Source organism: Gemmatimonas sp. (genome assembly GCF_044376735.1).
GTDB lineage: Bacteria > Gemmatimonadota > Gemmatimonadetes > Gemmatimonadales > Gemmatimonadaceae > Gemmatimonas.
This window is the reverse complement of record NZ_JBILKJ010000003.1, coordinates 41,337-63,018: the sequence shown is the minus strand read 5'-3', so window position 1 is coordinate 63,018 and position 21,682 is coordinate 41,337. Positions and strand designations below refer to the sequence as shown.

Sequence of the window (21,682 nt, the reverse complement as noted above, 5' to 3'; positions counted from 1 at the left end):
CCTCCCGTTGACCTTCTCCTTCTCCTGATCCCTACCATGCGCGCGTTGCTTTCCGTCTCCGACAAGTCCGGTCTTGTGCCCTTTGCCACCGGCCTCGCTCAGCAGGGCTATGAGCTGGTGTCCACCGGCGGAACGGCCAAGGTCCTGCGGGAAGCCGGTCTCGCCGTGAAGGATGTCAGTGAGATCACCGGCTTCCCGGAGATGCTCGACGGACGCGTGAAGACGCTGCACCCCGTGATTCACGGCGGCCTGCTGGCGCGACGCGACCTGCCCGAGCACATGGACGCCATCAAGGCGCACGACATCGGCACCATCGATCTCGTGGTCGTGAACCTGTATCCGTTTCGCGAAACGGCGGCCAAGCCGAACGTGCACCCGGACGAAGTGATCGAGAACATCGACATCGGTGGCCCCTCGATGCTGCGCTCAGCGGCGAAGAACTTTGCGTCGGTCTGGGTCATCGTTGACCCCACCGACTATGCGCAGGTGCTCGAGATCGTGCAGGCGGGCGGCGACGACCTCGCCTTCCGTACGTTGCTGGCGGAGAAGGTGTACGCGCACACGAGCAGCTACGACGCGGCGATTGCCCAGTGGTTTGCGCAGCAGCGCAGCGAGCCGTTCCCCGACCGCTACCCGGTCGCCTTCGAGAAACAGCAGGCGCTGCGCTATGGCGAGAACCCGCAGCAGCGCGCGGCGTTCTACGTGGAGAAGCCGGGCGCTGGCCTCGGGGCGTTGGTGCAGAAGGGCGGCAAGGAACTCTCGTTCAACAACCTGCTCGATCTCGAGGGCGCACTGCTCGCCATCGAGCCGTTCGCTGATCAGCCGGCGTGCGCGATCATCAAGCACACCACGCCGTGCGGTGTGGCCACGGGCATCGACGCACTCTCCGCGTACAAGAAGGCGTTGGCCTGCGATCCCGTGTCCGCGTTCGGCAGCGTGATTGCCTTCACGGTGCCGGTCGACGTCGCCGCGGCGGAAGCGATCTCCAGCTTGTTCGTGGAGTGCATCGTGGCGCCCTCGTTCTCCGATGAAGCGGTCGAGATTCTTGGCCGCAAGAAGAACCTGCGGGTCCTCGAAGGGCGGGCCACCTGGCCGCAGGGCGGCATGGACTACAAGCGCGTGCGCGGCGGCCTGCTGGTGCAGGATCGTGCGCCGGCGCCGATGGCGCCGGCCCAGTGGAACGTGGTGACCAAGCGTCAGCCCACCAGCGAAGAAATGGTGGACCTCCACTTCGCGTGGAAGTCGGTGGCGAGCGTGAAGTCCAACGCCATCGTCCTGGTGCACGACGGCGCCACGATCGGCATTGGCGCGGGGCAGATGTCCCGCGTGGACGCCAGCTTCCTGGCCGTGCACAAGGCCACGACGGTTGGGCACGTCACCGACGGCGCCGCGCTGGGCTCCGACGCGTTCTTCCCGTTCCGCGACGGCATCGATCAGGCCGCGGCGGCTGGGGTAAAGGCGATCGTGCAGCCCGGCGGATCGGTGCGCGACGCGGAGGTCATTGCGGCCGCCGATGAACATGGCATCGCGATGGTGTTCACCGGCGAGCGCCTGTTCCGCCACTAGGAACCCCGGCGCTCGTCGTTCCGTTCAGCTGTCATTCGCACGACGCGGCACACCCCGCGTCTCTCTCTTGCGTCTCTTCTAGGCCCCATGATGCGCGCTCCCCGCTCCACGTTCCGCGTTCTTTTCGCCGCCACCGGCCTCCTCCTGTTGGCCGGCTGCGCCGACGACGCTCCCACCAGCGCGGTGACCGCGCCCCGCTTCAGCGCCACCGTGGTGTTCGGCGCGAGCCTTGATGACACCGGCAACGTGTGCAACCTGAGTCCGGCCAGCTGCCCGCCGGCACCGTACTTCAATGGGCGAGTCTCCAACGGCCCGTTGTGGGTGGAGTTGATGGCCGCGAAGTACGGCACCACCGTCACCCCGTCGCGCACCGGCGGAACGAACTATGCGTACTCCGGGGCGCGCACGGGACCCATCGCGGGTACCACGCAGGGCGTGCCGAGCATGGTGCAGCAGGTTGAGGAGTATCTCGCCAAGAGCACGACCAGCTCGCGTGCCAAGGTCCTCTTCGTGCTGAACGTGGCCACGGTGGGCAACGACATCAACGATGCGCTCACGCAGTCGTTCACCAACCCGCAGGCCCCGGCCACTATCATCGGCGGCGCCGTGCTGAACACCGTGAACATGATCGGCCGCTTGTACGCCAACGGCGCGCAAAACGTTCTGCTGGTGAATAGCGTCAATATTGGTCAGACGCCGCTGGTGCGCTCGCAAGGTGCTGCGGCCTCGGCGGGCGCCACGCAGCTTTCCGCGCAGTTCAATGCCGGGCTCACTGGCCAGTTGGCGGCGCTTCGCGCCTCGATGCCGTCGCTCAACCTCTACGTGCTCGACGCCGGCGCCCTGCATGCGGCGGTCATTGCCAACCCCACTGGTTTGGGGTTCGCGAATGTCACGCTGCCCTGCCTGACCACAGCGCCAGCCGCGGTCTGCTCCACCCCGGACAGCTTCTTCTTCTGGGACGGATTCCACCCGACAGCTGCGGCCGGACGGTTGGTGTTCCAGCGCGCCGTTGAGGTGCTTGATGCCGGCATCTCCCCGCGCTGAGTCGCACCACCGTGTCGATTGAGCGTCGCGTGATGCCAACCCGTGTCACCGCCGGACCAGCCGTCGTGGGTGTCGCGCTGCTCGTGCTTCTGAGTGCGGCACGGCCGATGGTCGCCGCGCCGCTCGCCGCGCAGTCCAAGCCCAAAAACAATCGCGCAACCCCCGTTTCCGCGGGAGTCGCGCTCATTGGGGGATGGACGGGTACCGCCACCGTACCGCTCCCGGACAGCGTGATCGTGGTGCCCGTGCTCTACACGTTCACGCAATCAGGCACCACGATCTCGGGCCAAGCGATGGTGCCCGGTCAAGGCACGGGGCCGATTTCGAACGTGGTGCTCACCGGCAAGCAGGTGCGCTTCCGGGTGACAGCGCCGGAAGGCAGGCTGCTGGAGCACGACGGCACGTTTGGCGCCGACGGCAGCATCGAGGGCATGGTCAACATGGACAAGCAGCCCATCGCCAAGTTCAGGATCGCGCCGAGAAAGGACTCAAAGTCGGTGCCGAAGAAGTAGGCGTGGCCGCCACGGGCGGCTCGATCTTGAGCGCCTGAAACGCCGCGTTCGATACCAGGCAGTACGCGGCGAAGCAATAGAAGCCGGTGCCGGCCACCGCCGACAGATTGGCGGTGCCCTTCCCGACCAGCAGCGCGATGAGCATGCCGACCGCAAACACGTCAGCCATCGACCACTTGCTCATCGCCTGCACCACGCCGTAGAGCCGATACGACGTCGCTGTGCCCCGCAGCGCGAAAATCGGCACCAGCAAGGCCGCCTTGAGCACCGGCACGAGCACACTGAAGAGCACGATCAGTCCGGCCACGAAGTTGTTGCCCGTGTTGTGCAGGCTCTGAATCGCACTGATCACACTGCGCGTCTCGTTGGAGAGCTCGCGCGTGTTGCCGAACAGCTCCATGGTGGCGCGAATAGTGAGCACCGGCTGCACGAGCCCGGGCCACAGCAGCGCGAGCGACACCAGGGCCAACACGATCGCGACTTTATTGCGTGTCGTCATGAGTATGCGCTACGCCGCGAGCTGAGTGATCGCACGAACGAAGGCATCCAGTTCGGCGGTGGTGGTGAAGAGCTGTGGTGTGACACGCACGCCGGTGACCCCGGCGGTGTCGATCGCGACCGTGAAGATCTTGAAGCGGTCCATCAACGCCGTGGCGAGATCGCCGGGCTGCATGCCGTCGATCCCCACATTGGCGATGGCGCCGGTACGCGCCGGATCACCCGGCGTGAACAGCCGCACGCGCGGCACGCCGCGCACCTTCGTGGTCCAGTACTGTTGCAGCCAACGCAGGCGGGCTTCCTTGCGCTGGATGCCGATCTCCTCGTGAAACACAATCGCGTCTTCGATGGCGAGATCGGTATGCACCGGATGCGTGCCAGTATGGTTGAGCTTGGTGATGCTGGTGGCGGGCTGTCCTTCGTCGCCGTAGATCGGCCACAGCTTCTGGATGGCGTCGCGACGCACATACAGCAGGCCGGCCCCGAGCGGCGTGCCGAGCCATTTGTGCAGGCTGGCACCGTAGTAGTCGCACCCCAGATCGGGGATGCGGAAGTCGAGTTGCGCGAAGGCGTGCGCGCCGTCGACCATCACCGGCACACCGCGCGCGTGCGCCATGTCACAGATCTTCTTCACCGGCAGCACGTGGCCGGTGATGTTGATCATATGACACACCATCAGCAAGCGTGTGCGCGGTGTGATGGCATTGGCGTACACCTGCACGATCTCGTCGTCGCTGCGCGGATCGAGGGGCACGGTGACGGTCCGGTTCACGACGCCCCAGCGGCGGCCCATCAGCGCGAACTGATCGAGCATCGCACCGTAGTCGTGCACCGCCATCACCGCCTCGTCGCCGGCCTTCCAGTCGAAGCCCGAGATGACCGTGTCGAGCGACTCGGTGGTGTTGCGGGTGATGATCAGCTCCTCGGGTGCGCACCCCGCCAGCGCCGCCAGGCGGGCCTGCACGCGCGCCTTGTTGGCGCCCTGCACCGTGCGCATGTAACGAGAGCTTTGGGCGTTCACGGCCCGCACGTGGCTGATGAAGCGCTCCAGGACCGGCTGGGACTGCATGGAGTAGTAGCCGTGCTCCAAATGGATGTAGTCGGCGGGCACCAGGTACTTGGCCCGCAGTACGTCCCAGAAATCGGCTCGACCGGCAAGCTCATCCACTGGCAGGCGGGAGAACGCCAGCAGCTGGGCCGGAGTGAATAACGCGCCCAGGGTGGCGCCACCCAGCGCGCCGCCCACGGAACGGAGAAATTCTCGCTTGTCCATGCGTCAAGGGAAATTGAAGAGGCCGGACCGGGCGGGAAGCAGTTGTGCCCCCCGTCGCTGCCTGCGAACTTACCTGATTGTGTCAGCTTCGGCCGCCCCCGGTCCGCAGCCGCCCCACCTTCCGTCCCGTCCATGACCGTCGCAGCCACCGCTACCGCGACTGCCGCCGCCCGGCCAGCCGCCGCCATGAGTGCCGGCGCGGCCGAGCTTGATTACCGCCCGTCGTACGTGGCCGCCGCCATCGCCGGCCTCGTCGTGTTTCTCCTGTACCTCGTCACGCTGGCCCCGACGACGTCCATGTGGGACACCAGCGAGTATATCGCGGCCGCGTACGTCCTCGGTATTCCGCATCCGCCAGGCAATCCGTTCTTCGTGTTGATCGGACGCGTCTTCGCGATCCTTCCCATCGCGCCCACCGTCGCCATGCGCATCAACGTGCTGGCGGCGCTGTCGAGCGCGGTGTCAGCCGGACTGTGGTTCCTGATCACCGAGCGCGTGCTCGTGCAATGGATGCCGCGTCGCTGGCAGCGCATCGCTGGCGGTGCGCTGGCCGCCCTGATCGGCGCCACGGCCTTCACGGTCTGGAATCAATCGGTGGTGAACGAGAAGGTGTACACGGTGTCGCTGGTGGGCCTCGCGATCATCTGCTGGCTCACGGTGCGCTGGTGTGATGATCCGGAAGGCCCCGTGGCCGACCGTCTACTCGTTCTTGTCGCGTACCTGCTGGGCCTGGGCTACGCCAACCACATGGCCGGCATGCTGGCCGCGCCGGCGGTCGGTCTCGCGGTCCTCATCCGTCGGCCGTCGTCGATTCTGCGCTGGAAGCTGCTCGTGGCCTGCGGCGCCGCGCTGGTGTTCGGCATGACGCCGTTCGCCACGCAGCCGATTCGCGCCGCGCATTTCCCCGCGATCAATGAAGGCGAACCCACGGGCTGCGTGACCGAACTCAAAGCCGACTGCACCTTCTCGGCGCTCACGTACGACCGGTTCATGTACAACTTCAATCGTGGCCAGTACGGCAAGCCGGAGCTCGGTGAGCGTCAGGCGCCGCTGACCGCGCAGGTCGGCATGTACTGGCTGTACTTCAAGTGGCAGTGGTTGCGCGACGCCTACCAGGAGAACCCCGGGCTGCAGAACGGGCTCGCGGTGTTCTACTTCATTCTGTGCATCCTCGGGGGCTGGATGCACTTCAAGAAGGATCGGCGCAGCTTCTGGTTCTTCGGCCCGCTCATCGGCACGATGACCTTTGGGCTGATCTTCTACCTGAATTTCAAGTACGGCCACAGTCAGGCGCTCGAGCTTGGCGACTCCGTACCACGTGAAGTGCGCGATCGCGACTACTTCTACCTGTGGAGCTTCTCGGCGCTCAGCGTGTGGGCGGCGCTGGGGCTCGTGTATCTGTGGGAAACGGTAGCCACCCTGTTCGGCGCCGATGAAGTGAAGCTGGGCCGCGATACGGTGGTGGAGCCGCGCACGCGCAGCTTCCTGATGGCGTCGCCACTGCTGGCCGTCGCGTTCATCCCGCTGTTCGGTAACTGGCAGCAGGCCTCGCGCAACAACCAGACCGACACCACCGACTTCGCGCGCGATCTGCTCAACTCGGTCGAGCCGTACGGCATCCTGATCACGGTCGGCGACAACGACACCTTCCCGCTGTGGTATGCGCAGGAAGTCGAGGGCATCCGCAAGGACGTCATCGTGGCCAACACGTCGCTGATGAACACCGACTGGTACACGCGACAGATGATCCGTCGCCCGGTCTACGAGTACGACGCGGCCAAGGGTCCGGAGATCTACCGCAGCCAGCAGTGGAAGAAGCCGGTTGGTCCGCCGGTGAAGATGACCTTCGACGAAGCCGATGCGCTGCCGCTCGCCATTCAGACGCCGCCGAATGCGGCATTCCAGAAGGGCGACATCATTGCCGCGCCGCGTTCACCGCAGCTCATGCGCGCCGATCAGCTGGTGTACTTCATGATCCGCGATACCTACCCCGATCGGCCGATCTACTTCAGCCGCACGGCCGGTGGATATCCGTATGAACTCGGTCTCGAGCGGTACGTGCTCACGCAGGGTATGGCGAAGAAGCTCGTGGGCCAGCAGATCATCCCGGGACGCGACACCGTGCTCATTCAGGGTGAAGGCATGGTGGACGTGAAGCGCTCGTACGACCTATGGACCAAGGTGTTCACGGCCACGAAGTCGCTGGCCGCCCGCAAGGGTTGGGTGGACGACGCGTCGGTCGGCATCCCTGATCTGTACGTGATCAGCGGCGTCACGCTGGCCGAAGCACTGGCGCAGACAGGCCAGACCGCGTTGTCCGATTCGGTCTACCAGCAGTCGAAGGGCATCGCGACGGCCATGCGCCGGGCGCAGGTGTTCGGGTTCGATCGACAGCCGGCCCTGCCGATTGCGCCGGGTGCCGACGTCGGTCCGCAGCAGCAGCTGCTGGTGCCGACTCCGAAGCCCGACTCGAAGTAGGCCGCCCATCTATCCTCGGAGTTTGCCCCGTGCGTCGCTCGCGCTTCCTGCTTGGTCTGTCCCTTGGCGTATCGGTGGCGACATCCCTGTCGCCATCGATGCTGTCGGCACAGCAGCCGCCGGCCACGCAACCGCCGCGTCCCCCCGCCGGCTTCCGGGGCGGCACGCAGGTCAAGCCCGGCGAAGAGTGCCCCGCCGGCATGACGGAGATCCGTCCGAACAACTGCCTCGCGCCGGCCTCACCACCGCCGAGCATCGTGGACTATCGCCCCAAGTCCACGCTGATCGTGCCCGCTGCGGGGATGAAGTGGAGGGCGAAGTATCCGGTGGTGGACTTCCACGGCCATCCGTCGGGGCTGCTCGGCAACGCCGACGGTATCGCGCGACTGGGGGCCTCGATGGACTCGGTGAACGTGCGGCTGATGATCGCCGCTGACAACGTGAGTGGCGACCGGCTCACCCGCACCATGGAGTTGGTGAACGGCTCGCCCACGATGAAGGATCGCGTGCGACTGCTCACCGGCATCAACCTGAATGGCGTGGGTCCGGGGTGGGCGGCAAAGGCGGTGGCCCAACTCGAAGCCGACGTGAAAGGTGGCGCGGTCGGTATCGGGGAAATCGGCAAGGGTTTCGGATTGAGCACGAAGAAGGCCGATGGCACGCGCCTCCGGTTGAACGACCCCGACCTCGATCCCATCTGGGAGGCGGCGGCGCGGCTCAAGCTGCCGGTGTTCATTCACACGGCCGATCCGCAGGAGTTCTTCCGCAACGTCGACAACACTAACGAGCGGTGGCTCGAGCTCACGCTCTTCCCCGAGCGGCTGTATCCGCAGGACCGCTATCCGAGCTTCAACCAGCTCATGGCCGAGCGCGACAGCCTGTTCCTGCGTCATCCGAAGACGACGTTCGTGGCCGCGCACTTGGGATGGCACGCCAACGATCTTGGTCGGTTGGGACGCATGTTCGACAAGATGCCGAACGTGCTCGCCGAAGTGGGCGCGGTGCTGTACGACATCGGCCGTCAGCCGCGCAGCGCACACGACTTCTTCGTGAAGTACCAGGACCGTCTGCTGTTCGGCAAGGACTCGTTCCAGCCGGAAGAGTATCCGTACTACTGGCGTGTGTTCGAAACGCGTGACGACTACTTCGACTACTACCGCGACTATCACGCGTTCTGGAAGCTGTACGGCATCGATTTGCCGGACGTGGTGCTGAAGAAGGTGTACTACCAGAACGCGCTGCGCATCATGCCGGCGATTCAGATTCCGGGGTGGCCGAAGTAAGGGGTGCGTTCGGCTGGGTCGTAGGAACTGATCACGCGGAGTTCGCCGAGAGCGCAGAGGCGCAGAGAACAAAAATGTCTTCTCTGCGCCTCTGCGCTCTCTGCGACTCTGCGTTTTCGGTTCAGCGATTCATCCCGACAACACCGATGCCGCGATCGCATCGAGCCCGCCGCGCATCGGATCGCACACGGGCACGCCAAGTTCGGCCGACACCCGCGCCGCGTACTCAGACCACGCCTCATCAGACAGCGACGACGAATTAATGCTCACCCCCGCCAGGCGCACGTGCTTGTTCGTGACGCGCGCGGCCGTGAGGTACTGCGCCACCGCGTCGGCCAGCGGCGGAATGGGATGATGTGGGCGGTACTCGATGGTGAGCCGAGATGGGTCGTGGCAGAGCACGATGCAATCGGGCTGCGAGCCGTGCAGCAGCCCCAGCGTCACGCCCGCGTACGCCGGATGAAACAACGAGCCCTGCCCTTCGATCACATCCCAGTGATCGGGCGCGTTGTCGGGCGACAGCATCTCAGCCGCGCCGGCAATGAAGTCGGCCACCACCGCGTCGATGGCGATGCCCTGGCCGGCAATCATGATGCCCGTCTGCCCGGTGGCGCGGAAGGTGGCCTTGGCGCCCCGCGCCCGCAGCGCATTCGTGAGCGCCAGCGCCGTGTACTTCTTGCCGAGCGCGCAATCGGTGCCCACCGTGGCCACGCGCATGCCGGTACGCTTGTCGCCGGTACCGGCGGGGAACGTGGCGTCGCTGTGCCGCACGTCCATGAGGCGCACGCCGTGCCGCTCAGCGGCCGCCACGAGGCTCGGAAACGACGACAGGCGGGTGTGCATGCCACTCACGATGTCGAGCCCGCTGGCGATGGCCGCTTCCAGATCGGGGAGCCAAGCGTCGGGCACGCGTCCGCCTACCGAGGCGATGCCGATTACCAGACTACCCGCGCCACGGGCCGCGGCGTCCGCGGGTGAGAGGCGCGTGAGTCCCACACTCACCGTCGCCTGCGGGAGGCTCCATTCACCGATCACGTCATCCGGACACCAGTCGCGCAAACCGCAGGCGGTCTTGGCGTCGGTGGGGTGCGTGGAGTCGCCGAGGTAGAGGAGGTACGGTTTACGGAGTTCGGGCATGAGTAGGCAGTCGCGGGCGATGGAGATCGGGGCGTGCAATGTGCGACGAACGTTATCATAAACCGCGATGGTGCGCGATCACGCACGCACCCGGTCCGGGTGCATTCTGGTGCATCGGGTCCACGGCGGGGGTTGCCCACGTAGGGCCTTCGCCATTTTCTTCTCTGAGGTCTGCGGCGCCAGCGTCGCGCGACTCGAAGGCGTGGTGGCCGAGTGGTTTAAGGCAGCGGTCTTGAAAACCGCCGAACCTGAAAGGGTTCCGTGAGTTCGAATCTCACCTACGCCGTGTGCACAACGCACAACGCCCGCGATCGGCATGCCGATCGCGGGCGTTGTGCGTACGGACCCGACGCTACGGCGTGACGACGGCGCGCAGCGTGACACCCGCGTAGGCCGTGTAGCCGATCACCCGCACACGCCACTCGCCGGCCGTCACGGCGGTCGTAAACGCGCACGACTCGGTGGGACCGGCCGCCTCGGAGACGCAGGCAGCCGTCGTGGTGCCCGGCCGGTACACTTCGAGATCGGGGTCCTGCGTCCCCGTCCCGGCGAGCGTCACCGTGAGGCCGGTAGCGCCGGCCGGCACCGTGATGAACCAGCTATAGGCCGAGTTGAGCGGGCCGGCGATGGTGAGCGGCGTGTTGCTGAGCAGCGGGTTGAAGGTCAGGCTTCCCGACCTCCCTTCGGACGTCGCGGTGACGGTGAACGTGCCCGGCACGAGCGCCGAGACGAGCCCGGTGGACGACACCGACCCCGTGGCAGCCGACGACGACGCCCACGTAATGGGGCGGTTCGCGAGCACGTTGCTGTTGGCATCGCGCAGCGTCGCGACCAGTTGCTGCGTGCTGCCCGCGGCGAGCGTCTGCGTGGTCGGCGACAGCGTGACGGTGTTCACCGGTGCGAGCGCCTCGACCACGACGTTCACCGTGGCCGTGCGCCCTTCACTGGTGGCGGTGACGACGGCCGCGCCGGGGGCGACACCGGCGATCACGCCGTCGGCGTTCACAGTGGCGACGGTGGGAGCCGACGAGCTCCAGGTCACCGCGCGGGCGACGAGCGCGTTGCCCGCGGCGTCGAGCGTGCGGAACGACAACGGCACCTGCTCGCCGACGGCGACCGCGCGAGTCAGCCCGGCGATCGAGATCGACGCGACACCGGGCACCCCCTGCAACGACGCAATGCCCGTCACGCCGCCGATGGTGGCCTGAATGGCCGTGCTGCCCGTCGTGAGCATGGTCACGAGCCCGGTGGCCGAGACGGTGGCGATCGTCGGCTCGACCGAGGTCCAAGTGACCGCCCCGGCGGCCACGGTGGCGCCGGCTTGATTGAGCAAGGTCGCCGCCAGCTGCTGTGTCTGACCGACGCGGAGGCTCGCGACGCGTGGCGAGACCACGACCGTGTTGGTGTTGACGACCGGCGCCGTGGCCGTGTCTTCATCGTCGCTGCAGGCGGTCATGCCGCCCAGGAGGAGCGTGGCACCGAGAAGCAGGCGGGTCGCGACCATCCCGCGACGAAGGGAGCGAAGTTGAAGCATCATGGGATGGCTGGAGGGGCACGGCGCGGGATCGACACGATTCCGGTGAGCGGGTTTACCCTAGGAACACAACCCGCGCCCCCCGTCTTGCGCTAGGGATTTCGCCGTGAGATTGCCGGTGAACGTGTCCCTGACGCTGCGCATTCGCATCAAGTAGGGAAGCGCAGGAGGCTTGCGCGTGGCGGCGGTACCGTCGTCGCTCGAGGCACGCGCGGTGTGGCGTTCAGCTCGGCGTCGAGCGGGTGCGGCGGCGCGCGCTCGTGCGCGCATTCGTGCGGATATTCGTGCGACCCTGCACCGCGCCCGTAAGCGGCGTCATCCCTTCGATACGCAACTCCACCGCCGACGGCGATCCTGCCGCGAGCGGGTCCGCCCCGTCGACCAGCAACGTGAAGGCACGTTCGTCGCCGCCCACGAGCGCACGGCCGGTCACGGTGAGCCAGTCGGAGCCGGGCTGCATCGTGCCGAAGGAGATCGCGCGCACCGTCTGACCCGTCGCGGTGGTGAGACGCAGTTGCCCCGAGGCCACGCGGGCATTCGCGCCCTGTGCGAGTTCGATCGTCACGTTCGTCGCGATCACGTCCGTTGCGGCGTTCGCGCCCGCGGCGTTCGCGCCTGACGCACGGGCGTTACCCGCGCGCAACAGCCCGCGCACGCTCACCGCGCGCGCCGCATCGAGGTGCAGCGGCCGGCTCGGCATGTGCCCGCTGCGACGCAGCGTCGTGCCGCCACGCACGCCCGTCACCGCACCGTCACGCAGCGCGACCATGCCGTTCACCAACACCACGCGAATACCCTCCGACTTGAGCGCCGACGACTCGTAGGTCGCGTGATCGATGACCGTCGCCGTGTCGAACACCACGAGGTCCGCCGCCATTCCCGGCGCGACGAGACCGCGATCCACCATCCCCGCGATCGACGCCGGCAGGGCACTCATCTTGCGCACCGCCGACTCCCAGGTGAGCGTGTGCGTCTCGCGCACGTAGTGGCCGAGAATGCGGGGGAAGGTGCCGAAGCCGCGCGGATGCGCGCGCGTCTCCGTCCAGGCGCCGCAATCGCACGCGATCGACGCGTCGGGATATTGCAGGATCTTGCGCAGGTCTGACTCGGCGCCGAACGACAAGATCGCCGACGGGAACTCCGCCTCGAGCACCTTCACCACGGCTTCGCCGGCCGACGTCGCGCCCTGCTGCCGCATGATGTCGGAGAGTTTGCGTCCCGTCTGATTGAGCAGGATGCTTTCGGGGCCATTGAAGCGTGCCGCGATCGCCGCATCCGACTCCGCGATGATGCGCGCGCGCAGTGCGGGGTCGGCGAAGCGCTCGCGCATCTTCGCGATGCCGCCGTCCTGCGCCCACCCAGGGATGATCAGCGCGGCCAGCGCCGTCTGTCCGGCGAGATACGGATACACGTCCGCCGCGACCCAACGACCCGCCGCGCTCGACTGCCGCATCATCGCCAACACCTCGTCGGCCGTGCCTTGTTCGCGTCCCTGCACCTTCATGTGCGTGAACACCGGCACCAGGCCCGTCCCCTCGCCGATCGCCATCGTCTCTTCCATTCCCTTGCGCGAGCTGAAGCCCGACTCGGGGGTAAGGCGATCGTGATTCGGGAAGAACGTGCGCCATGGGCGCGCGATCGAGAGCACCGCGATCGCTTCGGGGACGGTGGAGAAGTAGGCCGGCTTGTAGTCGAGTCCCGCCGAGATGCCGAAGGCGCCGCGCTCGAGGTTCGCGAGGAGCATCGCGCGCATGCGGGCGATGTCGTCGGGGGTGGCGCGGGTGTTCGAGGGGCCCATGACCGTGGCCCACACCGAATTGAAGCCGGCGCTCGACGCCACGTTCACCGCGAGACCGTGCGCCTCGAGGGTGTCGAGCTGCGCGCCGATATCGACGGGGGCGCTGCCGTCCGCGTTGAGCAGTTCGGTCGTCACGCCTTGCGTCAGCATGTTCTCCGCCGTCTGCAGCACGGCGGGAACGGCGTGACTATGGATGTTGATGAAGCCCGGCGCCACGAAGAGGCCGCGCACGTCGATCTCGGTGCGCGCGGTGGCCTTGGCGAGGTCACCCACGCGCGCGATATGTCCGCGCGTGACCGCGACGTCGGCGCGATACCGTGGGGCGCCCGTACCGTCGACGACGGTACCACCGCGCAGGATGATGTCGTACGGCGCGGGCGCCTGCGCAGGCGTCTGCGCAGCGGCTGTGCCGAGTGGAATGAGGACACAGGCGAGCGCTGCCGGCAGGAGTCTTCGCATGCCCGAATCAACCGGTCGGGCGGCGGTTCGACAAGGCGCCCTCCCCCCCGCCGGTTGACCACGGGGCATCTCCGGGTGAGATTGCTCTTCTGTCGTACAACAGGCCTGCACCGTTGCCCTCGGGCGTCGTCGGCACGCTTGGGAGGGGTGGCCGAGAGGCTGAAGGCACCGGTTTGCTAAACCGGCATAGGGGGTCAACCTCTATCGCGGGTTCGAATCCCGCCCTCTCCGCTGCGCGGGTCCGCTGCACTGTCGGCGGGCCCGCGCTGTTTTGTATCCGATCCTGTTGCGTTCCCGACTCCCCGGTCTGCCGCACTTATGTCGTCGCCTGTGCCTCTCGTGAAGCGCCCCCGCGTGCGCTTCGCCCCGTCACCGACCGGCTTTCTACATGTCGGCGGCGCGCGTACGGCCCTGTTCAACTGGCTGTACGCCAAGAAGTTCGACGGCGACTTCCTCCTGCGCATCGAGGACACCGATCGCGCCCGCAGCACCGACGAGAGCACCCGCGCCATTTTCGAGGGGCTCGAGTGGCTCGGCCTCACGTGGGACGAAGAGGTCGTGTACCAGGGTGCCAACGTGGAGCGGCATTACGCCGATGCGCATCGGTTGCTCAACAGCGGTGCGGCGTACCGTGACTTCACGCCGGCGTCGGAAACGGAGCGGCTGCGCAACGAAGCCGAGGCCCGCGGCGAGTCGTACCGGTTCGATCGCGATACCGCGATGCTGAGCGAGGCGGAGATTGCCGAGAAGCTCGCGCGCCACGAGCCGTACGCGATCCGCTTCAAGGTGCCAGACGGGTACACCGAGTGGCCCGATCTCGTGCACGAGCGCATCGCCTTTCCGAACAAGGACATCGAGGATTTCATCATCCTCCGTTCGGATGGCACGCCGGTGTACAACATGGCCGTGGTGAGCGACGACATCGCGATGGGCATCACGCTGGTGATGCGCGGCGACGATCACATCTCGAACACGCCGAAGCAAATTCTTTTGTATCGCGCGTTGGGTGCCGATGTCCCGCAGTTCGGGCATGTGCCGATGATTCACGGCGCGGATGGCAAGAAGCTGTCGAAGCGTCATGGCGCCACGGCGGTGGGCGACTATCAGCATTTGGGTTTCCTGCCGCAGGCGATGCTCAATTTCCTCGCCCTGTTGGGTTGGTCCCCTGGCGACGACACCGAAGTGATGCAGCTACCCGAGCTGATCGAGCGCTTCAGCGTGCATGGGCTGCATGCAAAAGCCGCGATCTTCGATACGAAGAAGCTGGAGTGGATGAACGGCCAGCATCTGGCGCTGATTCCGATCGCCGAGCTGGCGCACGTGGTGGCACCGTTGTTCGAGCAGGCGGGGCTGGCCACGGTGGCCGAGCTCGAGTCACGCCCGGAGTGGTTTCACGGCGTGCTGGAGTTGCTGCGCGTGCGGGCGCGTCTCACCGACGAGATCGTGCAGTTGGCGACCACGTTCTTCGGCGAAACGGTGGAGTACGAAGCTGAGGCCATTGGCAAGCAGTGGCGTGACGCGGTGGTGACCGGCGAGATCCTGCAGGCTACGCACGATCGTTTGGCCACACTGGAGTCGTGGGAGCCGGCGACGATGGAAGAGGCGCTGCGGAAGTTGGCCGAGGAGAAAGGCATCTCCGGCGGCAAGATCTTTCAGCCGCTGCGCGTGGCGCTCACGGGCAAAACGGTGAGTCCGGGAATTTTCGAGGTGCTGCTGTACGTGGGGCGCGAGCACTCGCTGGCGCGCGTGGCGGCGGCGGTGGCGTTCTTGAAGCAGGACGCGTAGGGGGGCGCATGGCGGCCGACTTGCGCCGTAGCACGAATATGCTACTTTGGTAGCATACCAGTACTACGGAGCGGTCATGGTTCGCGAACTGACGTTACGACAAGTTGGCGGCTCGATCGGAGCCACCATCCCCAAGGACATGGCCGAGCGGCTGCACCTCGAGGTCGGTGATCGGGTACTGGCGATCGAGACCGATCGTGGCATTCTGCTTACGCCCTACGACCCTGACGTCGAGGCCGGGCTCGCGATCGCGGCCGACGCGGCCAAGACATATCGGAACGCTCTCCGCGAATTGGCCAAGTAGCGCGTGCGTGAGCCACGCTGGGTGCCACGCCTCGTCGTCGAGGCCACGCATCTCGATCAGTTGCGCGAGCATGGGGGCCTGTCCGGTCTTCGCAACGAGCACGGCCTGGAAGCCGCGCTGGCGCGGCCGAAGCAGAAGTGGCATTTCGACCCGAAAGTCGACCTCGCGCTGCTGGCTGCGTCCTACGCCTTCGGACTGTCCACGGCGCACGCGTTCAGCGACGGCAACAAGCGCATCGCCTTCCTCACCGCAATCATCTTTCTTGGTCTGAACGGGAAAGAGCTGGATGCGACTGAACCCGATGTGGTCGCGACCATGACCGCGCTGGCGGGGGGCACACTCTCGGAAGACGAGCTGGCGATGTGGATACGCGAGCGCCTCGTTCGGCGGACCCGCTAACAACGTCCCCGCAGCCCTACCGGTCGCCGCCGCTCTTCAGCGGCGCGGCCACCGTGGCGCTCGGCGCCTTGAGGCGGTCGCGCCGCTCCTTCTCGCGACGATCGCGCAGCTCATTCACGATTTTTCGGAAATCGGCTTCACCCATGCCGCGCTCGGACATCCGCATGATGTCGGTGCGCGACGTGGCCAGCCGGCGCTCGGCGTCCATCTGCGTCATGTTGCCGCTCATGCGGCCCGCCGTCGCCGCGTTGAGCGGCAGCAGCGCCAGCAGCGCGTTCGGAATCATGACTTTGCCCAACCGAATGCCTTGGCTGTCCCAGCCCCACTTCTCGCCGTTCTTACCGGTCTTGGTCCAGTCGCCGGGTTGGCGGCCCGTGCGGCCTTGTGCCCGATTCAGCGAGTCGAGCGAGTCACGCGCTTGGGTGAGCATGAAGCCCATGATGCTGTCGAGGTTGTCGGCGCGATCACCACCGCCGCCACCGCCAGCATTGCCCACGACCACCGGATCACGCCACACGCGACCGTCGAAATAGCCGGGCCGTATGCCACGCACATTGGGATCGCCGGCGCCGATGCCGCTGCCGCTTCCCTGCCCCACGGCGGCCCCGCTTCCGGTGTCACGCGGCGCCGAGGGGGCCGACACCACTTCCGGGCCCGACATGACCGGCGTGGTCACCGACGGCCGCGTCGTGGTCGCACGCTTCGTGGTGGGCGGCTTGACCTGCGCCACCGGCTTCGGCTGCTCTCGAGGCGCAACGTACGTGAGTCGCTCCTCGAGCGGCGGCTCGTTGGAGCCGAAGCGGAGCCACGACGGGATACCGTGCCCGAACGTCAGCACCTGCACCAGCACCGCGCCCACCACCACGTGGATGCCCACGGCGATGAGCACGGCGCGTGACGCGCGTTGCTTCTCGCGAACGGCTCCGCCGGAGCGCGCACGGGCACTGAGCGCGGTTCGCTTCCGGCTCGACTCAGGGGTCGACGATCCCCCCACCGGCGGTGCCGGCGGCCGGTCACCGCCAGACGCCTGGCGATCGCGGGACGGGGGAATCGTGGACATGCCTGAAAAGATACCCTGAATTCCGGTTTAGGTGCCGGCCACGACGGGATTGGTCACAATACTGAGGCCCACGAGCTCGACCTCGACCACGTCCCCGGGATGAAGGGCTTTTGTCCCAGCCGGGGTACCGGTGGCCACAATGTCACCCGGTTCGAGGGTCATGAACTGGGAGATGAACGACAGAAGCATCGGGATCGGGAACACCATGTCGGCCGCCGTGGCCCGCTGGCATTCCACCCCGTTCACGCGGGTGATCAGCGTGATCCCCGACAGATCGGCCGGCAGCGGGTTCTCCGGCCCGATCGGGCAGAAGGTATCCATGCCCTTGGCCCGCGACCACTGGCTGTCGCTGCGCTGCAGATCGCGTGCGGTCACGTCGTTGAGCGCCACGACGCCGGCGATTCCGGCGAGAGCCTCCTCTTCCGTGGCCTTGGTGAGACGCTTGCCGATCACCAGCGCGATCTCCCCCTCGAATTCGATGTGCGTCGAGATCGGATGCAGCACGATCGCGTCACCCTCACGGATGATCGACGACGGCGGCTTGAGGAAGAACATCGGCTCGGTGGGCACGTCGTTGCCCATTTCACGGGCATGGGCGACGTAGTTGCGGCCGACGCAGACGATCTTTGACGGAGTGTGCATAGGAGGTCGGAAGTCCCGAGTTCGTGGGGCGTGAGTGGAGCCTACCAGAAGCTATCCCGTCGTTCGGTCGATCGCATAGAACCGAGACACCTCGTCCCGTACCGTACCCCACGGTCCGGTGAGTCTTTTCGCCGGCGGCAGTGCGTTCAGCAAATCGCGTCCGTAGCGCTTGGTGACGACGCGTGGGTCACTGATGACCACCACGCCGGAGTCGGTGGCGGTCCGGATCAGCCGGCCGAAGCCCTGCTTGAGGCGGAGCGACGCGTGCGGCAGCATGAACTCCGCAAAGGCATTGCCTCCACGCGCTTCGATTGCTTCGCACTGTGCCGCCACCATGGGCTCGGTGGGCACCCGGAAGGGCAGCTTGGCGATCAACAAGCCGCGCAGCGCGCTCCCCGGTACATCGACACCTTCCCAGAACGTGGCGGTACCCAGGAGCACGGCGCGACCGGAATCGCGAAAGCGCTGCAAGAGCACATCACGCGGCTCCTCGCCGTGCACCAACAGCGGCGTGGGGCCATCCATGCCCATCTCGCGCAGCTGCTGTGCCATCTCGCGTACATCGCGATGACTGGTGAACAGACCGAACAGCCCGCCATCGCTGGCCACGATGAGGTCGCGCATCTGTTGCACCACCGCCGCGAAGTGTTCGCGCGGATACTCGTTCGGCGCCGGCAAATCGGTGGGCACCACCAACAGGGCCTGCCGTGGATAGTTGAAGGGCGACTCGAAGATTGCAGTCCGCTTGGTGAACGCGCCTTCATCGAGCCCGAGGCGCTGCTCGAGAAAGCCGAAGCCACCGTCGGTGGCCAGCGTCGCACTCGTGATCACGGTGGTTTCCACGCGGCCGAACAGGTCGTCGCGCAGCACCGGCGCCAGGTCGAGTGGCACACAATGCACGGCCACATTCCGCTCGGTAGCCGTCGGTTTACCCTGGAACTCCATCCAGCGCACCACGGGATCTTTATCCTTGGGCGGCTGCAGGCCGCGCGACAACGAATCGCCGGCGCCCGCCAATCGGCGGGTGACGGCCCGCACCTCGTTCAGCAGCGGCGCCATCTCCTCACTGCGCTTCTGGTCGCTCTCCAACCGCTCGGTCACCAGACGCAACCCGTCGGATAGCGCGGCAATTTCGATGAGCAGTTCGGCCAGCGTATCCTCGATGCCGTTGATCCACAGCGGGTGCTGCTGGAATTCATCGGTGAGCCGAAGAATCGGCGCCCCCGTGCCTTCGAGCACCGCAGACAACAGCTCGAACAGCAGCTGCGTGCGATCACGCGCCGTAGCTGCACTCGACACCATGCGCTGCTGCACCAAATCCAGGCTGGCCACGCTGTGCAGGTCGCTGAAGCCGCCCAGTCGCGCCGCAAGCGCCGGCAGCAAGCCCTTGCCGCGACGTTCCAACCGGTTGAAGAGCCGCGCCAGCGCCCGTCGCGTAATCGAACTGCCCAGGTGCGAGGCGGCCGCGTCTTCGAGATGATGGCCTTCGTCGATCACCAGTCGCTTGTATGCCGGCAGCACAGCGGAGTCTTCCCAGTTCTGCGCCTGACGCCGCACCGCGACATCCGACAGCAGCAGGTGGTGATTCACCACCACCACATCAGCCGCCGCTGCTTCCTTGCGTGCCTTGAACAGAAAGCACTTGTCGTAGAACGAGCATTTCATGCGTCCACACAGATCGGGCTCGGCTGCCACTTCATCCCACACATCGGGACGCGGCGGCGTGGACAGGTCGGCCAGCGAGCCATCCTGTGTTTTCTCCGCCCATTCGGCGATCTGCTCCACATCACCAGCGCCACCATCGTCGAACAACGCGGCCCCTGCCCCGCGCGCCTGCTCGAGGCGCATGAGGCAGAGATAGTTGCGCCAGCCCTTTAGTAGTGCAAAGCGCACCTTCTGATCGGTGAGCGCGCGCTGCAGGAACGGCAGATCCTTCGCCACCAGCTGCTCCTGCAGCGTGATGGTGTTGGTCGACACGATCGTGCGCTCGCCATTGGCGGCGGCCCAGCGTAGCGCGGGCACGAGATAGCCCAGTGACTTGCCCACGCCGGTGCCCGCTTCCAGCAACGCCACGCCACCACTGTTGAACGTCTCCGTGACCGCGGCCGCCATCGCGCGCTGACTGGGCCGGTCTTCGTAGTCGCGCGACCCGCTCACCCGTTGCATCGTTTGCGCAATCAGGCCGTAGGGGCCGAGCGTGACATCCACGTCGTCGAGCGACACCGGCAGGTTCTGCTTGGCTCGCGGCACTTCGGCCACGACGTACACGCGGGTGGCCTCGTTGTCCACGATCGCGAAACCCACGCCATTGCCGTGAATGCGCGCCGCCACCTCGAGATCGGCATCGCTGGGCGCGAGCACCCCCGACGGATGGTTGTGCAGCATCAGCTCGCCGCGTTCGGCCACGCCAGGCAGCGCCAGCACACTGCGCACATCACCGCGGAACACCACGCGCGCCGTCGTGATCAGGTTTTCGTCATCGACGGTGCACACGAAGCACACTTCATTGCCGCCGGCCAGCTTGATCGCAACCCGCACGGCAGAGGCGGCCTTTGGCGACAGGCGCGTGACCCCCGTGGTCTTCGTGCCGGCCTTCACCACGCGCTTGCCCGTCACGTCTTCCGCGGCTTCTTCTTCGCAGCGGGGAACAGAACGTTGTTCAGGATGAGGCGGTAGCCGGGTGAGTTCGGATGCAGCGAGAGATCAGTGGGGGCGCTGCCGATGGCATGCTGAGGATCCTCGGGATCGTGACCGCCGAGAAACGTCCACGAGCCCTTGCCGGCATCACCGTGCAGATACTTGCTCCACGGCGCGCCGTCTTCGCTGGCGAGCACGGTCACTCCCGTCTTCACGATGGCGCGATTGAAGCTCGTGGTCACGCCGTAAAAATCGGGCACGACGGTGCGATGATTCTGCACGAGCATCGTGGCCACCGGGTCGAGCTTGGCCGAGAAGTCGAACAGCGTAAAGGTCCCCAACGGCTGGCGACGCGCCGGCACGTTCACCTGGTGGCCGTCGATATCGCTGAGCGCGTTGATGTACGGCGACGGCTCCACGTGCGCGCCCGTGAAGGCGAGCGCCCGCGTCCAATCCAGACGCGCGTCGGCATCAGGCGCCGGCGGGGTGCCGTCGGAGAATGGCCCCGCAATGTCGACCGTGAACGCCGCGATGGCGAGATCGAGCGACTCGGTAGCGCCGCACATCGCAAACAGGAATCCACCGCGATCGACGAAGCCACGGATGTTATCCGCCACCGCCTTCTTGAGCGCCGGCACGTCGGCCTTGCCGAAGCGCTTGGCCATCGCGACATCGCGCTCGCGCTGCGCCACGAACCAGGGGGCATCGCGATAGGCGAGATAGAGCTTGTTGAACTGGCCCGTGAAGTCTTCGTGGTGCAAATGCACCCAGTCGTACTTCGACAGGTCGCCCTGCATCACGGCGTCATCCCACACCGAGGTGAATTCGATGCCGGCGTAGGTCAGGGCGAGGGTGACGGCGTCGTCCCAAGGTGGCTGATCGACCGGGCGATAAATCGCGATCTTCGGGGCGCGTTCCAGCACCACCGCATCCATGTTGCCGCCGGCGATCTCCGCGCGCATGGCGGCCACGGCGGCATCAGTCATGAGCTCGATGCTTACGCCGTCGAGCGCGGCGCGACGACGCAGATCGGGCACATCGGGGAGGAGGAACGCGCCACCACGATAGTTCAGCAGCCACTCCGCCTTCTGGCCGTTCTTGAGCGCGAGGTACGTGACGCCGTAGGCCTTCAGGTGATTACGCTGACTGTCGTCCATCGGCAGCAACATCGACTGGGCCGACAGCGAGCGCGCCGTGGTGAGCGACACCATGGTCACGAGCAGGGCCGCCATCACGCGGCGCCAGAGATTGGTGCGAACGAACAAGCGCATAG

General features: G+C 66.4%; 17 protein-coding genes and 2 tRNA genes. 10 read left to right on the top strand and 9 right to left on the bottom strand.

Translation table 11 applies throughout. The features are described from left to right. Positions 1–24 precede the first annotated feature (24 nt). From purH to ACIRA7_RS01040, 3 genes are all read left to right on the top strand, one after another. On the top strand, positions 25–1,566 hold the full coding sequence (purH, locus tag ACIRA7_RS01050) for a bifunctional phosphoribosylaminoimidazolecarboxamide formyltransferase/IMP cyclohydrolase (protein WP_396218940.1): 1,542 nt from the start codon (positions 25–27) through the stop codon (positions 1,564–1,566). 87 nt (positions 1,567–1,653) lie between these two features. Further along, positions 1,654–2,610 (top strand): SGNH/GDSL hydrolase family protein, encoded by a 957-nt coding sequence (locus tag ACIRA7_RS01045; RefSeq protein ID WP_396218930.1) that lies wholly within the window; start codon positions 1,654–1,656, stop codon positions 2,608–2,610. A 32-nt stretch (positions 2,611–2,642) separates the two neighbouring features. After that, positions 2,643–3,122, top strand: coding sequence for a hypothetical protein (locus tag ACIRA7_RS01040; protein ID WP_396218929.1), 480 nt, complete (start codon positions 2,643–2,645; stop codon positions 3,120–3,122). Here ACIRA7_RS01040 and ACIRA7_RS01035 read toward each other — a convergent pair. Further along, positions 3,076–3,621, bottom strand: a complete 546-nt coding sequence (locus ACIRA7_RS01035) for a paraquat-inducible protein A (protein WP_396218928.1) — start codon at positions 3,619–3,621, stop codon at positions 3,076–3,078. The two genes, ACIRA7_RS01040 and ACIRA7_RS01035, sit on opposite strands and share 47 nt — an antisense overlap. Positions 3,622–3,630: 9 nt before the next feature. Further along, positions 3,631–4,893, bottom strand: a complete 1,263-nt coding sequence (locus ACIRA7_RS01030; RefSeq protein ID WP_396218927.1) for an aminotransferase class V-fold PLP-dependent enzyme — start codon at positions 4,891–4,893, stop codon at positions 3,631–3,633. A 132-nt stretch (positions 4,894–5,025) separates the two neighbouring features. Between ACIRA7_RS01030 and ACIRA7_RS01025 the strand changes: the two genes are divergently transcribed. Both ACIRA7_RS01025 and ACIRA7_RS01020 read left to right on the top strand, forming a co-directional pair. Further along, positions 5,026–7,371, top strand: coding sequence for a DUF2723 domain-containing protein (locus ACIRA7_RS01025; protein WP_396218926.1), 2,346 nt, complete (start codon positions 5,026–5,028; stop codon positions 7,369–7,371). Positions 7,372–7,400: 29 nt separating this feature from the next. Further along, positions 7,401–8,654: an amidohydrolase family protein gene (locus ACIRA7_RS01020; RefSeq protein ID WP_396218925.1), complete on the top strand. Its 1,254-nt coding sequence runs from the start codon at positions 7,401–7,403 to the stop codon at positions 8,652–8,654. Positions 8,655–8,783: 129 nt separating this feature from the next. Here the strand turns inward: ACIRA7_RS01020 and ACIRA7_RS01015 are convergent, their stop codons facing one another. Then, complete coding sequence (locus tag ACIRA7_RS01015) at positions 8,784–9,791, bottom strand: DUF1611 domain-containing protein (protein ID WP_396218924.1); 1,008 nt, start codon at positions 9,789–9,791, stop codon at positions 8,784–8,786. 199 nt (positions 9,792–9,990) lie between these two features. Here ACIRA7_RS01015 and ACIRA7_RS01010 point away from each other — a divergent pair. Next, positions 9,991–10,077, top strand: a tRNA-Ser gene (locus ACIRA7_RS01010). A 66-nt stretch (positions 10,078–10,143) separates the two neighbouring features. Here ACIRA7_RS01010 and ACIRA7_RS01005 read toward each other — a convergent pair. Both ACIRA7_RS01005 and ACIRA7_RS01000 read right to left on the bottom strand, forming a co-directional pair. Next, on the bottom strand, positions 10,144–11,328 hold the full coding sequence (locus ACIRA7_RS01005; RefSeq protein WP_396218923.1) for an Ig-like domain-containing protein: 1,185 nt from the start codon (positions 11,326–11,328) through the stop codon (positions 10,144–10,146). Positions 11,329–11,548: 220 nt separating this feature from the next. Continuing rightward, positions 11,549–13,582, bottom strand: a complete 2,034-nt coding sequence (locus ACIRA7_RS01000; RefSeq protein ID WP_396218922.1) for an amidohydrolase family protein — start codon at positions 13,580–13,582, stop codon at positions 11,549–11,551. A 141-nt stretch (positions 13,583–13,723) separates the two neighbouring features. On the opposite strand from ACIRA7_RS01000, the gene ACIRA7_RS00995 reads away from it, so the two are divergent. From ACIRA7_RS00995 to ACIRA7_RS00980, 4 genes are all read left to right on the top strand, one after another. Then, positions 13,724–13,813 (top strand) — tRNA-Ser (locus ACIRA7_RS00995). 108 nt (positions 13,814–13,921) lie between these two features. After that, positions 13,922–15,367, top strand: a complete 1,446-nt coding sequence (gene gltX / locus ACIRA7_RS00990; RefSeq protein ID WP_396218921.1) for a glutamate--tRNA ligase — start codon at positions 13,922–13,924, stop codon at positions 15,365–15,367. Between the two features lie 76 nt (positions 15,368–15,443). Then, a complete protein-coding gene (locus ACIRA7_RS00985) occupies positions 15,444–15,671 on the top strand; it encodes an AbrB/MazE/SpoVT family DNA-binding domain-containing protein (protein ID WP_396218920.1) in 228 nt (75 codons plus the stop codon). 21 nt (positions 15,672–15,692) lie between these two features. Continuing rightward, a complete protein-coding gene (locus tag ACIRA7_RS00980) occupies positions 15,693–16,070 on the top strand; it encodes a type II toxin-antitoxin system death-on-curing family toxin (protein WP_396218919.1) in 378 nt (125 codons plus the stop codon). A 16-nt stretch (positions 16,071–16,086) separates the two neighbouring features. On the opposite strand, the gene ACIRA7_RS00975 is transcribed toward ACIRA7_RS00980, so the two are convergent. The 4 genes from ACIRA7_RS00975 to ACIRA7_RS00960 are packed head-to-tail and all read right to left on the bottom strand — an operon-like array spanning position 16,087 to position 21,680. After that, positions 16,087–17,130 (bottom strand): hypothetical protein, encoded by a 1,044-nt coding sequence (locus ACIRA7_RS00975; RefSeq protein ID WP_396218918.1) that lies wholly within the window; start codon positions 17,128–17,130, stop codon positions 16,087–16,089. Between the two features lie 27 nt (positions 17,131–17,157). Then, the gene (locus tag ACIRA7_RS00970) at positions 17,158–17,772 is read right to left on the bottom strand and encodes a fumarylacetoacetate hydrolase family protein (protein ID WP_396218917.1); all 615 of its coding nucleotides are present in this window, start codon (positions 17,770–17,772) and stop codon (positions 17,158–17,160) included. A gap of 51 nt (positions 17,773–17,823) precedes the next feature. Next, on the bottom strand, positions 17,824–20,388 hold the full coding sequence (locus ACIRA7_RS00965) for a helicase C-terminal domain-containing protein (protein ID WP_396218916.1): 2,565 nt from the start codon (positions 20,386–20,388) through the stop codon (positions 17,824–17,826). Then, on the bottom strand, positions 20,385–21,680 hold the full coding sequence (locus ACIRA7_RS00960) for an asparagine synthetase B (protein ID WP_396218915.1): 1,296 nt from the start codon (positions 21,678–21,680) through the stop codon (positions 20,385–20,387). The genes ACIRA7_RS00965 and ACIRA7_RS00960 overlap by 4 nt, the downstream gene beginning before the upstream one ends. Positions 21,681–21,682: the final 2 nt, after the last annotated feature.

What these genes read in the sequence shown, in the direction of transcription:
- ACIRA7_RS01030 (WP_396218927.1), bottom strand. Translation starts at nt 4,893, where the DNA reads ATGGACAAGCGAGAATTTCTCCGTTCCGTGGGCGGCGCGCTGGGTGGC.
- ACIRA7_RS01025 (WP_396218926.1), top strand. Translation starts at nt 5,026, where the DNA reads ATGACCGTCGCAGCCACCGCTACCGCGACTGCCGCCGCCCGGCCAGCC.
- ACIRA7_RS01015 (WP_396218924.1), bottom strand. Translation starts at nt 9,791, where the DNA reads ATGCCCGAACTCCGTAAACCGTACCTCCTCTACCTCGGCGACTCCACG.
- ACIRA7_RS00960 (WP_396218915.1), bottom strand. Translation starts at nt 21,680, where the DNA reads ATGCGCTTGTTCGTTCGCACCAATCTCTGGCGCCGCGTGATGGCGGCC.
- ACIRA7_RS00975 (WP_396218918.1), bottom strand. Translation starts at nt 17,130, where the DNA reads ATGTCCACGATTCCCCCGTCCCGCGATCGCCAGGCGTCTGGCGGTGAC.
- ACIRA7_RS01040 (WP_396218929.1), top strand. Translation starts at nt 2,643, where the DNA reads ATGCCAACCCGTGTCACCGCCGGACCAGCCGTCGTGGGTGTCGCGCTG.
- ACIRA7_RS01045 (WP_396218930.1), top strand. Translation starts at nt 1,654, where the DNA reads ATGATGCGCGCTCCCCGCTCCACGTTCCGCGTTCTTTTCGCCGCCACC.
- ACIRA7_RS01005 (WP_396218923.1), bottom strand. Translation starts at nt 11,328, where the DNA reads ATGATGCTTCAACTTCGCTCCCTTCGTCGCGGGATGGTCGCGACCCGC.
- ACIRA7_RS00970 (WP_396218917.1), bottom strand. Translation starts at nt 17,772, where the DNA reads ATGCACACTCCGTCAAAGATCGTCTGCGTCGGCCGCAACTACGTCGCC.
- ACIRA7_RS01000 (WP_396218922.1), bottom strand. Translation starts at nt 13,582, where the DNA reads ATGCGAAGACTCCTGCCGGCAGCGCTCGCCTGTGTCCTCATTCCACTC.
- ACIRA7_RS00985 (WP_396218920.1), top strand. Translation starts at nt 15,444, where the DNA reads ATGGTTCGCGAACTGACGTTACGACAAGTTGGCGGCTCGATCGGAGCC.
- ACIRA7_RS01035 (WP_396218928.1), bottom strand. Translation starts at nt 3,621, where the DNA reads ATGACGACACGCAATAAAGTCGCGATCGTGTTGGCCCTGGTGTCGCTC.